Origin of the sequence: Limnothrix sp. PR1529 (genome assembly GCF_002742025.1) — a bacterium.
GTDB lineage: Bacteria > Cyanobacteriota > Cyanobacteriia > CACIAM-69d > CACIAM-69d > CACIAM-69d.
On record NZ_LIRO01000062.1, the window covers coordinates 1 to 15,479 of the forward strand.

Consider the following 15,479-nt stretch of genomic DNA (forward strand, 5'->3'; position numbering starts at 1 on the left):
GAATCATGACCGCTATCGAGTAGTCACCTTTTGCGATCTAGAAAGTCGATGTGAATTTCGTTTAGCAACGAATTTAGTAGACTTTTCAAATGAAGAGATTGGAGAACTGTATCGAAAGCGCTGGCAGATTGAGTTGCTATGGAAGTTCTTAAAGATGCATTTAAAATTAGATCAGCTCATTACGAAAAATCAAAATGGCGTAGCAATACAGATCTACATGGTCTTAATTGCTTATGCCATCTTGCAGTTAATAGAATTGCCGCAGTTCTATAGTCAGACGCTACTAGATAAATTGCGATATTTGCAAGTTGTACTCGGTCGCTATGGCTCAATCAGTCATTGGAGCTATGATTTACTGCCAGAAACTCTTGTTGCCTAGAATATGAAGTTTTGTGTTTAGATTCAACACTTCTGCTCAGGGGTAATTGCTTCGTTAGCTCTATCCAGCGGTTCAGCGGGGGATATTGACCTCAGTGCAACAGACTCAATCACAATGATCGGTGGTGAGACAATTCCATTAAAGATAGGCAATTATCCAACCAAAATCGATTCTGGCATTGTTGCATCCTCTTACTTCAACATAGCTGACGCAGGTAATATTGAGCTGAAAAGTTCTTCAATCATGCTAAATAATGGTGCTGGAGTTATCTCAAGCAATTTGTTTTCTGACACTCAATTTGGCAATCCTGGACAAATTGTGATCAGAGCGAATCAACTATTTGTGAGAAATGGGACATCGATTGAAACCGGTCGAATAGTCCAACCATTAATTCCTGATCTCAACAACTCTGCCAGAAATGGAAGAATTATCATTGAAGTCACGAATCTAGTTGAAGTAGACGGAAATTACACTAATCCACCGTCTAGGATAGCTTCCAGTATAGATTCTTTTCTATTGGATGATATTAATCAAAGTCAGGAAATTAATCCTGATACCTTCTTTGAGGCTGGCACAATTGAAGTCTATACAAAAGTGTTTCGAGTGATTAGAGGAGCACAAATTCAAAGTGCTGCCTTTAGCTTAATTGATCTCGAAACTGGTCAAATAGTGGTCTCTGGCAATGGTAATGATATGACTGTTATTGCCAGTGAGAGAATTGAAATAGACCATCTATCTCCTTATCAACTCACTGATTCACAAGGATCAACAGGACTTTTTACTAGTACAAATCTTTTTACGGTCGATAATGTATCAATTGCTGATCCTGTTACTCCTTTTCCATCAGGGCGTGCGGGAAATATTCGCATCGTCACTCCCGAGCTGATTGTGCGAAATGGAGCGCGAATTACTGCTACTAGCTTGGGCACAGGTGGCGCAGGCAATATTGATATTCAGGCGAACCGAATTCGGGTGATTGGTGAAAACAGCGTGATTCGATCGCTCTCTGGTGCGGGTGATGCAGGAAACATTCGCATTCAAGCCAATGAAATCGAACTGCGTGATGGCGGCGCAATCACTACTGATGCTCGATTTACCTCAACCGGCGGCAACATCGATATCGATACCGACACCCTGGTGGCCCTTGGCAATAGCGACATTTCCGCCAATGCCGTCACCAACTTTGGCGGGCGGGTGAACTTGCGGGCCCAAGGGGTGTTTGGGACGGCTTTTCGGGAAGCGTTGACCGATCGCAGTGATATTACGGCTAGCTCGGCGCGGGGGCCAGAATTTAGCGGCACGGTGCAACTGGAGGTGCTGAATCCCGACCCGGCCCGAGGGGCGATCGCCCTGCCGACGGCGGTTGGTGTGCCCCCCAAACCCACCAGCCCCTGTGGCCCCCGATCGGATCCGAGGGCGATCGAGTTTTTTGCCTTGGGACGAGCCGGCCAAGCACCAAACCCGATCGAGGCGGCCACCCTGGAAGCCATGCCCTTTACGGCGGATTTGCGCCCGATCGCCCCAACGACCACCGCCAGAGCCGAAGCCACCCCTCCGCTGCGGGAGCCGATCTTGGAAGCCACCCATTGGCAAAGGACAGAAGCCGGACAAATTCAGTTGATGGCCGGTGCTCCGGTGCAATGGGCGGGGGGTGAATCGAGTTGCCGTTGGGGAGCTGAACCATGAATCGATCCTGGTCTCGGCGATCGCTGTTGGGTTTGTTGGGTTGGGGCGGGGCGATCGCCCTGTCGGGTCTCGGAGAACGGGCCCAAGCTCAAGCGCTGGATGATTTGCTCGAAGCGGGCCGGCAAGCCTATCACGAGGGGCGCTACCGGGAAGCGATCGCCCTTTGGCAATCGGTACTGGAGCCAGCAACACAACGGAGCGATCGGGAAACCCTGGGGCTGGTGGCGAGCTATCTGGCTTGGGCCCACTTGCAATTCAGTGAAACCACGGCGGCCCAAGCTTGGATCGATCGGGGGCGATCGGCCCTTGCGGGGGGTCTGTCGGCGGCCGTGGCCGCTCGGCTGTGGGGAGCGGCCGGAGCCACCGCCGCCCTCCAACAGCAGTGGAGTGTGGCGGAACAGGCTTTTCAAATGGCCGCCCAGCAATACCAAGCGGCCGGCGACCCCGTGGGAACCCTGAACAGCCAAATTGACGAGGCCGCCGTTTGGCAGGGGGCTGGCAACCAGCGCCGGGCCTTGGTGCGGCTGTGGGATTTGCAGCACCACTGGCAACAGGAGCCACCCCGGGAACCGGAGGCGATCGCCGTTCGGGCCCGGGGGCTACATCGTTTGGCCCTGGCGTTGCTGTTGGCGGAGGATTTTGAACAGGCTTGGCAGGCGGCGATCGAGGCGAAACCGGTTTTGGGCGCGGCGGCGGAATTGACTTTGGCCCAAATCGCTAGTCGGCGGGCGACCATGGGCGAATCCGCCACCGAGCAGGCCACTTGGGCTGAAACCGCGATCGAGCACTATCACGCGGTGATTTTGGGGCCCGATCCAACCCTGTGGCGATCGGCTATGGTTGGGCGATTGGAATTGGCCACAGAACGCGGGCGGCCAGAGTCGTCGGAGTGGGCGGAACAATTGCGACTGGCGGCCCAGCGCTGGACAGGGGGACGATCGGCGGTGGCATTGCAGTTGGCAGCGGCCCGGGCCTTAAGCCAATTAAACCAACCGATGCCCATGGCGCAGGTGTTGTCCCTGGTGCAACGGGCCCAACAACAGGCGACATTCTTGGGCGATCGGGCCCTGTTGGGCTGGGCTTGGCAATTGCGCGGTCAGGTGTTGGCGCAAGGGGGCGATCGGGCAGGGGCAGCCCAAGCGGCCCGATCGGCCCTTGAGCAATGGGAACCGCTCGATCGGCCCGAATGGAACTATGAGGCCCTGTGGCTGTTGGGGCGGATGGCTCACCATTTGGGCCAAGCCCGCGAGGCCTTGGCTGCTTACCGCTTGGCCGCTGAAGCTGCCCAAGCGGCCCGCTCCAGTTTGGCGGGCCTGAGTGTGCGGCTGCCGGGACTGCATACGGAAGGGGTGCAAGGCTGGCTCGATCGCGCCGAGCCGCTCTATCGCCAAAAAATGGGACTGCTGTTTGCTTCGGCTGAAACCAGCGATCGGATTGAAGCCAGCCAACAGCTCCAAAATCTGCAACTGCAACGGATTGAGAATTTTCTGCAATGTCGCCTCGACAATCCCGCCCCATCGGACTTGCTCCAGTTGGCTGACTCAACTACCGATGAACGGGCGGCGGTGGTGGTGGTGGCCATCACGGAATTGCCGCCGGATTTGGCCTCGGGATCGGCCAACCGGTCGATCGATACCCTGGTGCGTTGGAAGGATCCCCAAACGGGCCAAGAACGCCAAAACCTGCACCGCCAGCCAATCAACCAATCTGACTTGGACAAGCTCCTTCAGCGCCTCAACCGCAACTTCAGAAAAATGGGCAGGGGCCGCGCCTTACAACCGGATAGCCAACAGCTCTATCGCTGGATTTTGGAACCCCATCGCCCTATCCTGACGGCGGCGGGCATTAACCTGTTGGTTTGTGTGTTGGATCCTTCCCTGCGGAACTTGCCGATCGATGCCTTGTTTGATGGGGAGCGCTATTTGGTGGAATCCTTTGCCTTGTCGATCGCCCCTGATGTGAAGCTGGATCCAGCCTCCGATCGGGGACGACGCGGCCCGGCCCTGTGGGCTGGCTTGTCCGAATCTCGCGAGGACTTGCCGGCCCTGGCTCCCGTGCCCCAACAGCTTGCCCAGTTGGGAAAACTGCTGAAGGGGCAAATTTTGCTCAATCAGGAATTTACGCCCACGGCCTTGACCCAAGCCTTGGTCAGCCAACCGATCACCGTGTTGCACTTGGCCACCCATGGGCGATTCAGTTCCCAGCGCGATAACACTTTCTTGCTGACCTGGGAAGGCAAGCTCAACATGGAGGATTTGGATCAGTTACTGAAAGAGCGCCGGGCCAAACGGTCGGAACCACTGGATTTGCTCACCCTGTCCGCTTGCCAAACGGCCACGGGCGATCGCTACGAAACCTTGGGTTTAGCAGGATTGGCAGTGCGATCGGGTGCGCGCAGTCTGGTGTCTTCCCTGTGGAATATTCCCGCCGATGATGCGGCCAATCGGCTTTTTAGCGAGTTTTACAGGGGGTGGCTGGCTGGACTGTCCAAAGCCCGCGCCCTCCAGCAAGCCAAGTTGAAGCTGCTGAATAATCAAGGCGACCTCGCCGCCGATCCCCACTATTGGGCTGCCTTTGTCCTAATTGGTGACTGGCGCTAGCTGGGGCGGCGCGGCCAAGGGGGCCTCGCGTAAATCGCTAAAGCCCTCCTGATCCAAGAGTTCTATCAATTGGGGCGATCGCCCTTGGCCGCCGGGACTCAAGAGCCGATCGAGCTGATCCAACCAATATTCCGTTTTGGCATTGGCCGCATGGATGATCGTGCCCGCCACAAAGTCCACCGATTCCTCGGGCCGATTGGCACAGTTCACCCGCAAATACCAAGAATAGAAACGATTAGGCGCAAGGCCCGGGCCGTTGGGCGATCGGGGCAATCGCAACAGCCCCGCTTGGGAACCCATCACCAGGCGCTGCTGATCCAGGGCATAACCGTCTGCATCTTGCAATTCCCATTCCAACACCGTGCCCGCTGGATAGCCCACATAAAACCACAACCCAGGCTGAGCATGGCGGGTTTCGCCCAAAACCACTGTTTCCCCATTTTCCCAAACAACCTGTGGAACCAGCGCCACCAGCAGCTTGGCCGGATCCGCCGCCCCCTCCATGGTGCAACCGCTATAGCTCCCGGCCCCACGCCCGCGGCCATTGATCGGTCGATCGCCCCGCACGGGGGGTCTGGTTTGTTTGGGTTGCCGCTGGGTTTGGTTCAGGGTGGGATTGGCCCGGCGGGCGATCGGCTGAAGCGGCTCGATCGCCCAGCCCGGCAAAGCTCCGAGCGTCACCCCTGCCAACAAACCACCCAAAACAAGACCCATGTGGGTTAGGCCAAACCCAGCACAACGAGACTGAACATGAATCATGACCAGGAGAAGGGGAAGATTAAGTGCTCATTAATCATCTTCCTCGAAATTTCTCTGATTCGCCTGAATCCCGTGGTTATCCTTGGCTGTGGCGAGCAGGCGAGTCCACCGGCTTGGTTGAACCGAATGGGCGAAACTGTGCGGCTAAGGCCAGCCGATCGACCTTGCCTTGGGCGTTGCGGGGAATTTGGGTTAGGGGTAGCCAGCGTTTGGGAATTTTGTAGCGACTGAGCCGATCGCCCAAGGCCGATCGCAGTTGGTCGGGCGTGATCATGGCGCTCACCGGCACATAGGCCGCCCCGATCGCCTGTCCCCATTCCCGATCGGGCAACCCCAACACCACCACATCAACCACCCATCCCGTCTCCCAAAGGGCCGCTTCCACCTCGGCGGGATAGACATTTTCGCCCCCGGTGATAATTTTGTGGCTGGCGCGGCCCACCAAATGCAGCCGTTGGGCCCCGTCAAAATAGCCCAGATCATCCGTCAGGAATTGCCCCGTGGCAGTGGTGTCCAGAGGGGTAAACCCTGGGGCGCTCAGATAGCCGGCCGCCAAGGAATTCCCCGCGATCGCCACTCGGCCAAGGGTTGAGCTGTTCCCAAGGGAATCGTGGGCCCAGTCTGACTCGATCGCCACCGTCGCGTGGGGCAACACCTGTCCCGCCCCTCGGGCCCCGGCCAGAAATTCAGCGGGCCGCAGGGTGGCCACCTGGGAGGCGGTTTCCGTGGAGCCATAGGTGGGAGCCAGCCGCACCCCCACCGCTTGGGCTTGATCCAACAGGGCCGGCCAGGCGGGCGCGCCCCCCAACAGAATCACGCGAAATTGCTGGAGCCACGGGGTTTCTGGCCCCAGCAGCCGCAGGAGCTGGGTGGGAACCAGGGACAAAAACCCGATCGACCCCAAGCGCAATCCTTGGGCGATCGGGGCCAGGGCTAACCGGCCGCCGCCCCAAAAGCAACGCAAGACCTGCATTAACCCGCTGGCATGGCACAGGGGCAAGGTGCAAAGGGTGCTGTGGGTTTGGGGGCCGGGCCAATCTTCCGCAAAATAAGTGCAAAAGCCAGCCACGGAAGCGGCCAGCGATCGGGGTTGGTGCAGTGCAAAGCGGATTTGGCCCGATGTGCCGCCCGTGGGTAGCCCAATCCAAGGTTCCGCCGTCGGGGGCAAGGAAGCACGATCGCCCGGGGGCTGATCTAGGATGGTTTCGCCCTGGTTTTCCCAGAGTCGATCGGGCTGCAACCAAGTCAGCACTTGGGTTCGTTCAGCGGCGCTCCATTGGGCATTACCTAAAAAAACGGAGCAGCCTTGGGCAACGGCCGCGAAAAATCCCGCCAAAAAGGGCAATGGCTCCGATTCCAACAGCAAAATTCGCCGTTGGGTTCCCCCGCAGCCCGATCGCGCCAGGGCCGCCGCTCGTTCCTCCGTGGCCCGCAGCAGCGCCTCGGCCTCAATGCCCCACAGCCAGCCGGCCGCTGTTCGATCGCGCAATGTGGCCAACCAGAGATCGGGCGCGGCCCAGGCCAAATCGGGCGTTAGGATCGCCGGTTCCATAGGCCTTCCAACCAGCGAGGGGGCAAGGGATCAAGCCAACTGCCCACCCCAAAGCCCAAGGCCCTTGCGCCCCCAGGCCGCGCCCCCACTTCCGCCAACCGCAGCGCAGCCCCTTGGCCCACAAAACTTTCAAACACCGAAGAAAACACGCAATCGAGGCCGCGGGTTTGAATGGTGGCCTGGAGGCGGCTGGGAAATCCGGCAATGCTGGGTTTCAGAACAAACAAACCGCGCCAGCCCCCTTGGACGGCGGCTTGCAGGTGTTTGAACTGGGTCACCGATTCATCAAGGGCGATCGGGGTGCGGAAATGGGGAGCGATCGCCTGCATGGGAGCCACCTGGGCCAGGGGCTGTTCTAAAAATTCCACCCGATCGCCCGCTCCGTCGCACCGTTCCAGCCAGCCGCGACAGGCGGCCTCCGTGAGTGCCCCGTTGGCATCCAGTCGCAACCGGCCCTCCGGCGGCAGGTTTCCCAACAATTGCGCAAACCAGCCCCATTCCAATTCACTGGCAAAAACGCCAATTTTCCACTTGAAGGTGCGATGGCCGGCTGTCCAGGGAGTTTGCCAACTGCTCAACACCCGTTCACCGGCCGGTAACAGGGCCGCCAAGCGATCGGGCGGGAGGGTAAAGGGGGCCAGTTCCCGATCGTTGGCCAGGCTTTTGAAGGCCGATTCCAGGGCAAATTGACAACAGGGCAAAGTGTCTGGAATTTGCCACAGTTGAGCCGGTGAAATTTCCCCATCCAGCGATCGTAAAAAGGCGATCGCCTGCTCCAGGGTTTCAGTGCCAAACCAAGGCAAGGGTGCGATTTCTCCCCAACCGAATCGATCGGCTTCATCTCGCAGCCGCACCACAATTCCTTCGCGCTTGGCCCAACTGCCATAGCTGGTTTGTAACGGACGCACAAAGTTGCGTTCGTAATATCGAAATTGCACATTCAAGCGATTCGATCGCACCAGTTTCCTCCTGATTTTAGGCCGGGGGGTTGGCCACTACTGTAACCAAGCCCCCAACAGAAAACCGCCACTGAGGGCTAAACCGCTCCAAAAATGAAATTTGACGGCGATGAATTTGCTGTTGCTGACCCGATCGGGCTGGTCGTGGTGTTGCCCCACATGCCGACACAAATGCAGGGCGATCGGCAGGCTCAAACCCGTGAGCAACGTCCAAAGGGGGAAAGCCCCCCACAGGACTCCCGCCACCACTACTCCAAAGGCTGTGCCACAAAACCAGGGCAGCAGGGCGGCCGATCGAGCCGTGCCCAACCGGGCCACGGGCGATCGTTTGCCCGCCCGCAAATCATCCGCCACCTGATGGAAATGGGAACAGAACAAAATGAGGCTGGTGGTGATGCCCATAAAGACGGACGCGCCCCAATTCAACAGCGACCAACTTTGGGTTTGGCTATAGTAAGCAGCGGCCAGGGCCATGGGCCCAAAGGTGACAAAACAGATGGGTTCTCCCAACCCTAAATAGCCAAAGCGAAAGGGTGGCCCTTGATAGCTATAGCCCAAAACACAACTGGCTAAAATGATTGCCAAAACCGTCCAATCCTGTTGGAGCCAAGCGATCGCCCCAATGGATGCAATTCCAGCCACTAAAAATAGATTAGCGATCGCAAAAACCAGCGATCGGTTACCGGTTAAATTCACCACGGAATGGGCTTTATTCACATCAATGCCCGTATCAGAATCAAACACATCATTGGTTAGATTCAACCAAGCAATAATGGCAATGGCCGCCCCTAAAAACAGGGCCAAAATTCCCCCATTCAGCCGTTTGGTTTCAAAGGCGGCGATGGCGGATCCCAACAGAATCGGCATCACTGCCACGGTATACATGGGCAGTTTAATCGCCGCCTTCCAAAGTTGACGGCGGGAGGGCGCTTCGGGTGGGCTGTTGGGTGGGGCAGAAAGACTGGGAGCAGTCATAGGGCGATCACGACAGTCAACGGTGGTAGATGGTGGCTTGGGCAGCCGACAGGCCCAGAGCGGCCTCACCAATGCCCAAGGGGGTTCAGGCAGGATTCAGGCGTGGTTCAGGCAGGGCGATCGGGCAGAGCGATCGGGTGACTGCTGAATCATGCCAAATTTACCAGATGCGCCTTAGGGGGCGGGTATTATTGAGGAAACTCGATTAAGATAACCAGTAGTCGAAGCATTGCGGCAGTTCGGACGATAATTAATTTTTTTTACAGCCTTTAATCAAATCTGAATTCTAATGTTAAGCGCACTGGGTCAGCAAACAGATTTGCTCTCACCAACGCGCCTCTATTGCATACTTGAGGCAGCTCGGGACGAGTTCTTGCGATCGTTTCGATCGCAAATTGTGCGTTTAACTTTTGAAATTCCGGCGCTCGATCCCCTGGAAGTTTTTGCTGAGTTTTCCCAGGCGGATTGCCTCAGTTTTTATTTTGAAAAACCCGATCGTCGATCGGCAATTGCTGCCTTTGATCGCACGGTGGCCTTGGCGGTGGCCGGGAGCGATCGGTTCACAAAAACCAAGGCCTTTGCTCGAAAGATTCACGGCCTGTTGCGTGCGAGCGAACGGGCCTATGGCATGGCCGAGGGCGATCGCCCGGCCTCGACCCGATCGATTCCCTCGCTGCTTTGTGCATTTCCCTTCCTTGACGAACCGCGCGACCTGGGCAGTCCCTTTGGGGAGGCGTTGATTTTTTTACCCCGCTGGCAAGTGGTTCGCCGCACCACCGCCCAGGGCCCCATCACCACATTCACGGCCAATGCCTGGGTGGATGGTTGCACCGATTTGGATCAGCTCTGTGGGGAACTGTGGCAACCGCTCGATCGACTGTTGCAGTGGCGCAGCAGCAGCACCAGCTTGACTGCCAGGACAGCCCGTTACCAGTCCGGTGGGTGGGAGCTGGCCGCGCCGGATGATCCGGCCTTTTTGGCGGCGGCTCGATCGGCCCTGAAAGATATTGCCGATCGGCAGTTTTGCAAGGTGGTGTTGGCCCGGGCGATCGACTGGCAAGCCCCGGAACCCTTGGATCCGGCCCTGTTGCTCCATAATCTGCGCCACCGTCACCCCGGTTGCTACACCTTTGCGGTGGGGAACGATCGGGGGCAAACTTTCTTGGGAGCCAGCCCTGAATGCTTGGTGGCCATTGATCACGGCCGGATTGCCACGGAAGCCCTGGCCGGGTCGGCTCCGCGCGGCACCACGCCGGAACTCGATCGAGCCTGGGGCGATCGCCTGCTCAACAACCCCAAGGAACTGCACGAACACCGGTTGGTGGCGGACTTCATTGCTGATCGCCTCGCCCAGTTGGGGGCCCATCCCAAGGTGGCCGTCAAGCCTGGCCTGCGCAAATTGAGCAATATTCAACACCTGCAAACGCCAATCTGTGGCCGGCTGCCGCGCAATGTGGATCCATTGGATGTGGTGGCGGCCTTGCACCCCACCCCGGCCGTGGCGGGTTTGTCCCGATCGGCCGCCATTGCCGCCATCGATCGCTACGAACCCTTTGAGCGATCGCTCTATACCGGGGCGATCGGTTGGCTCGATCCAATGGGGAATGCGGAATTTGCGGTGGGGATTCGATCGGCCCTAATCCAGGGCGATCGGGCCCGGCTGTTTGCGGGCGCGGGCATCGTGGCCGGATCCGACCCCGAGCGCGAGCTAGCCGAAATTCAACTCAAGCTCCAAGCCCTCTGGGCCGCCTTAATTTAACCATTGGCCAAGCTAAGAGGTTGCAAGTTTGTGGATCCAATTACCCAGCGCCACCGGACATCCGGGCGATCGCCCCCCATGGATCCCACTTCAACCCAGCCTCTAACTCAGCCTTTAACCCAATCAAGAAGGACGAAGCGCCAAACCCAGTTTTTGATCAGTACCAAAAATCTTTGCTACGCTGCAGGGACTCAACAACCGGAGTCATCACCGGATCAGCCGGGATCGCCCTCCAGTCTTTACTGATCCCCATTTCCTTGACGAATCGCCATAACTTTCCTTCGGACAGTGCTTGGAAAAATGGGCTAAGCAGAGTATAACGAAGTGTAAAGATCTCGATCGAGAGACCAACCGTTTCGATGTGACTGCCCCCATCGAGCGTGATTCTGTATCCTATTGCGCTTTCCTCAAAGCCACATTCCTCCACACTGACCGGAGTGTCGTCTGTTGCAGTCCGCGTCTTTCCCGTATATCCATAGCAATTGACTTTGAATAGCGCCCGCAAGCCACAGCGCCTATGAAAGACTTCTCTGCCCGTTTAATGAATGCCCTGGGCCTGGCCTATTGGGTCGAAATCACGACCCAGGTTCCTCGGTGTACCTACTACTTTGGTCCCTTTAGCTTGGAGTCCACAGCCAAAGCATCGGTGGCCGGTTATGTGGAAGATTTGGAAATCGAAGGAGCACAGGGCATTGCGGTGAAGGTAGCCCGCTGCAAACCCACGGATTTGACCATTTTCGATGAAGCAGAGGAGGCGGCCCCGAGCGATCGCCCTTTCTCGATGGTCAGTAGCCAGGCTTAGGGCCCCTGCGATTCTCGGAAAACTCCTCGCGCGATCGCCCGGCAGCCCTCGGTGATGGGGATGATCCCAACGGGCGATCGGGAGGTGAAGAATCGAGCGACCTGGCTACTCAATTTGACTCTGAATTGAGGGATGACGTTAACATCCTTCCCGCCATCAATGGGCGGAATTTCGGCTCTAGGCAAACAGCTTCGGTTGTTTGCCTGGGCCATGGGTTAGGAGTTCATTTTCAATTTCAATCCCCTTCAATTTCAATCCCCAGCAACCTGGATCCATAGACTAGTGCGATGACGAGTTTTTGCCCAGAAGACCGTTAAGCCCGTCAGCTTGCTGCTCCGTTAACTTGCCTTGTGGTCTGCCTTGCAGCCCTAAGTTTCAGCCCTAAGTTTCTCGTTCCATTCAGTTTGTTTTGCCAATCTGGCTTACCAAGGACTGCCGATCGCCACGAAGGCAGCCCAGTAGTAGGGATGGGCCAGGGATCCGGAATTGTCGGGCAGCGACGGCAACGGGATCGGCCCCCGGGCGCTGGATGTGAGGCCGCTCCCTTCAACGCGGACTCGTCCTTCAATCATGGCCATTTGGGCCTGGCGCAGGGCTTGGGACTTCGTGGGGGCGATCGAGAGTTGCCGATAAAACTCGCTCATGAGGGCCAGGGTTCCTTCATCGCTCACATACCAAAGACTGGCGAGGGCAGATTTTACCCCCGCCTGTACGGCTAGCCCTGCAAACCCCAACTCCGCATTCGCATCACCCACAGCCGTGCGACAGGCACTCAGCACCAGCAACTCCACGGGGGGATTGTTCAAACTCAGTTCCCGCAGTCGATCGAGCGTCAGACGCTCCTGATTCCAGAACTGAATGTAGGAATTCACCGGTTGGCCGGGTTTGAATTCGCCGTGGGTGGCCAGGTGCAAAATGGGGGCCGGTTGCCGTTGGCGCTGGGTTTGCAGGTTGGCGATCGTGAAGGCTTCGTTCAAGAAGGTGGTGGTTTGGGCCCGTTCCTGGGCAATGGTTTGCAGTTCCATGGGGACGGCAGGCAGGGGATTTAACCCCGCTGGAAATTCAGAAGCTCCCATGGCCAAAATGGGCGCATTTCGAAGGCTGACGTAGCGGGCATCGGTTAGGTTAACGCTGGGGGTCATGCCCAAGGCAAACCGCTGCACCAAAAATTGCTGACCATCATGCAGGGCGGCCCAGGGGAGCGATCGCAGGCCCACATCGGGAGAGATCAGCAGGGTATCGATCTTTTGGGCGGCCAGTTCTGGGGCGATTGGGGCGATCAGCCAGCGATCGAGCTGTTCTGCTGCCGTGCGGTAGGCGTTGCCCCGGCGCAACACAGGATTGGTGATCGCTTGGCGCAGGCGATCGGCGGCAGCCAACACTTCGGCCCGGCCCACGCCCGATCGTCGGTAGATCGGTTCCCCGCTGCTGGTAATCACCACCAGATCCGTTTGTTGTTCCTGCAACATCACGTAGATCAAGGCAGTTTGGCTGTTGGTCTGTTGTCGAATGTCGCTCAACAGTTCCCGTAAAGAGGCACTGCTGACGGGGTTATTGGAAATTGAACTACCCAAATAGGTCTCAATTTGCTGCGTCCAGGTGTTTTCCAGTTGATCCAAGCCCAGGTCAAAATTTCCCTGAACGAAGGTGTCGCCTAGGCTGGCATCCAGGGCTAAATCACTGGCCTCAATGTCAGCCAGCATGGCGAGACTTTCGGGGCCCAGTTTGCTGGGGTCAAATTTGCCATCGGGCCCCAACTCTCCAGGTTCTGGGCCAAATTCTCCATCGGGTCCCAGAGGGAAATCGGGGCCGAATTCCCCCGGATCAAAGGCTAGATTCCCCTCTCCCCAAGGGCCACCGGGGCCAAAGTCAGGATCGCCAAACTCCCCTCTCAGGCCGGGCGGGTCAAACTTTCCGGCTTCAAAGGCGTTGTCAAGAAAGGTGATAAAGGCGTTGGCAATATCTTGGGCGTTGTTAGGGGGTAGCCGATCGCCCAGTTCATCGAGAGATCCGGGACGATTGGGAACGCTTGGCAGCACAGAGAACGGTGATTGATCGCGCAACACTTGCAAACCCGCGCCCCCCTCTTGGCCATTAACCGGCCCCGTCACCAAGGCCGCGCCCGGCTCCAGAGTCACCGTTGCGCCAGTGCGGGTGAGTTGCACGGTTCCATCGTCCCCCACAGCAATGCTGGTGGCGACGTTTTCAGCGGGGCCGCTCAGCAGCTCTGGTAGGGTGAGGGGCGCAAAGAATCCCGTATCAGCGGGCCGAATGGGGCTGTTGTTGGGGCTGCTGAGGCCAGGGATGCCAGTGTCGAAGCTGAGGATGTTGCCGATCGCTTGGATGCGCACCACCCGATCGCCCTCTACGGCGGCCACCGTGACGGCGTTGGCCCCTGAGGCGATCGATCCCGTAGAAAGCACGGTTCCCCCCAGGAGGGCCACCTGTTGATTCGCTTGAATGGTTCCATCATGAACGATCGACCCGGCCAGGAACGGCGAAAAGGCAAAGGCCGTGGGCGTGCCGTTCAATCCCCGCAAGTCATTGCTCTCAAAGACATTGAACCACTGGAGACCAAATTGCATAGCGTTGGCGCTGGTGGCATAAAAGCTGCCGGGTACGTTCACTTGGGCCGTGCTGCCAAAGACGATGCCCGCCGGGTTCAAAAGATAAAGATTGGCGGAACCGCCGCTCATTTGCACCAGACCATCAATCACCGAGGGATCGCCACTGGTAATGCGGCCAAAGATGTTCTGGATGCTGGGATCGATGATGAAGGTGGCTCTGTCGCCCGGTTCCAGGTCAAATTGCTCAAACCCATGGAAGAGGTTGGTTCCACTGCTCGATCGACTGCCACCCGTGATGTTGAACTGTTGATCATTGGGGCGATCCACAAGGGTTCCCAATCCGTCATCAGCCGGAACCACGTCGGCCAGCGCTGGGCCGCTGATCCAGACTGAGCCGAGGGCAATCGTGAATCCCAACCAAACTCTCAACCAGGGCCAAACTTGCGAGAGCACGCGAAAGGACATGAGGCGATCCTGAGGTAGGGGAGTGGAAATGATGGTTGGCGATCGGGCAATTTCTCGGGACTGGATGAAGCGCCTATTATTCTAGGCTTCGTCCCCTCTTCGTTCGCTGGTTGACCAAAGCCGGTTAACCCAAGCCGGTTAACTCAAGCTGGTTAACCCAAGCTGGTTAGCCCAAGCTGGTTAATCAATTGCCTATTTCAGGAGACTAAGCCGTTATGGTGCTAACCGCTTCAATGATGTTGGAATTGGGTACTCTGGCTCCAGATTTTGCCCTGCCGGAGGTGACCACGGGCGAGACCATTTCCCTGGCAACGGTGGCCGATCGCCCGTTGCTGTTGGTGATGTTTCTTTGCCGCCATTGTCCCTATGTCAAGCATATTCAGGCGGAGTTGGCCCGGTTGGGTCAAGATTGGGGCGATCGCGCCGGGATCATTGCCATCAGCGCTAACGATGCGGTGGCCTATCCCGATGATGCGCCCGATCGGCTGGCGGACTGGGCCCGGGACTGCGGATTCAACTTCCCCCTGTGCTATGACGAAACTCAGGCGGTGGCCCAGGCCTACTCGGCCGCCTGCACCCCAGATTTCTTTGTGTTTAATCGCGATCGCGCTTTGGTCTATCGTGGCCAGCTCGATCGCAGCCGTCCCGGCAACCCAGAACCCAATGATGGGGCAGATTTGCGGGCTGCGTTGGCGGCCGTTTGGGCGGGGGAACCGGTTCCGGAACCCCAAATTCCCAGCTTGGGTTGCAACATCAAGTGGAAACCCGGCAATGAGCCGACCTATTTTGGTCTCAGTGTAGTCTAGGGGGCAGTTTTGGGGGCGGTTTAGGGGATTGCCGGTTGGTCGGATGCTGCCGCCGCCATGCGTTTGGGTCTCGGTCTGGGTTTCGGCCTGGGTTTCAATCTAGGTCTCAATAAATGGGCACAAGAAGTTAGCCAACAGCTATGAGCGATCGTCCCCGTTCTCGAAAGAGT

General features: G+C 57.6%; 11 protein-coding genes. 6 read left to right on the forward strand and 5 right to left on the reverse strand.

Going from position 1 to position 15,479, the window contains the following annotated elements:
• The 3 genes from AMR42_RS09470 to AMR42_RS09480 all read left to right on the forward strand — a co-directional run.
• A partial coding sequence (locus AMR42_RS09470; protein WP_234406922.1) for a transposase occupies positions 1-379 on the forward strand: 379 nt, incomplete at its 5' end.
• 888 nt (positions 380-1,267) lie between these two features.
• Positions 1,268-2,065, forward strand: a complete 798-nt coding sequence (locus tag AMR42_RS09475; RefSeq protein ID WP_143473011.1) for an S-layer family protein — start codon at positions 1,268-1,270, stop codon at positions 2,063-2,065.
• Complete coding sequence (locus tag AMR42_RS09480) at positions 2,062-4,665, forward strand: CHAT domain-containing protein (RefSeq protein WP_099533210.1); 2,604 nt, start codon at positions 2,062-2,064, stop codon at positions 4,663-4,665. Before AMR42_RS09475 ends, AMR42_RS09480 begins: the two co-directional genes overlap by 4 nt.
• Here AMR42_RS09480 and AMR42_RS09485 read toward each other — a convergent pair.
• From AMR42_RS09485 to menA, 4 genes are all read right to left on the reverse strand, one after another.
• The gene (locus AMR42_RS09485) at positions 4,645-5,424 is read right to left on the reverse strand and encodes a DUF928 domain-containing protein (RefSeq protein WP_099533211.1); all 780 of its coding nucleotides are present in this window, start codon (positions 5,422-5,424) and stop codon (positions 4,645-4,647) included. The genes AMR42_RS09480 and AMR42_RS09485 overlap by 21 nt on opposite strands.
• Positions 5,425-5,500: 76 nt before the next feature.
• Complete coding sequence (locus AMR42_RS09490) at positions 5,501-6,976, reverse strand: AMP-binding protein (protein ID WP_099533212.1); 1,476 nt, start codon at positions 6,974-6,976, stop codon at positions 5,501-5,503.
• Positions 6,958-7,935, reverse strand: a complete 978-nt coding sequence (locus tag AMR42_RS09495) for an o-succinylbenzoate synthase (RefSeq protein ID WP_234406923.1) — start codon at positions 7,933-7,935, stop codon at positions 6,958-6,960. Before AMR42_RS09495 ends, AMR42_RS09490 begins: the two co-directional genes overlap by 19 nt.
• Before the next feature lie 36 nt (positions 7,936-7,971).
• Positions 7,972-8,910 (reverse strand): 2-carboxy-1,4-naphthoquinone phytyltransferase, encoded by a 939-nt coding sequence (gene menA, locus AMR42_RS09500; protein WP_099533213.1) that lies wholly within the window; start codon positions 8,908-8,910, stop codon positions 7,972-7,974.
• Between the two features lie 289 nt (positions 8,911-9,199).
• Between menA and AMR42_RS09505 the strand changes: the two genes are divergently transcribed.
• Both AMR42_RS09505 and AMR42_RS09515 read left to right on the forward strand, forming a co-directional pair.
• Positions 9,200-10,669 (forward strand): isochorismate synthase MenF, encoded by a 1,470-nt coding sequence (locus tag AMR42_RS09505; protein ID WP_099533214.1) that lies wholly within the window; start codon positions 9,200-9,202, stop codon positions 10,667-10,669.
• A gap of 517 nt (positions 10,670-11,186) precedes the next feature.
• Complete coding sequence (locus AMR42_RS09515) at positions 11,187-11,471, forward strand: DUF1816 domain-containing protein (RefSeq protein ID WP_099533216.1); 285 nt, start codon at positions 11,187-11,189, stop codon at positions 11,469-11,471.
• 422 nt (positions 11,472-11,893) lie between these two features.
• On the opposite strand, the gene AMR42_RS09520 is transcribed toward AMR42_RS09515, so the two are convergent.
• Entirely contained in the window at positions 11,894-14,503 is a 2,610-nt protein-coding gene (locus AMR42_RS09520) for a CHAT domain-containing protein (RefSeq protein ID WP_099533217.1), read from the reverse strand.
• Between the two features lie 215 nt (positions 14,504-14,718).
• Here AMR42_RS09520 and AMR42_RS09525 point away from each other — a divergent pair, with 215 nt between their 5' ends.
• Complete coding sequence (locus AMR42_RS09525) at positions 14,719-15,309, forward strand: thioredoxin family protein (protein ID WP_099533218.1); 591 nt, start codon at positions 14,719-14,721, stop codon at positions 15,307-15,309.
• Positions 15,310-15,479 lie beyond the last annotated feature (170 nt).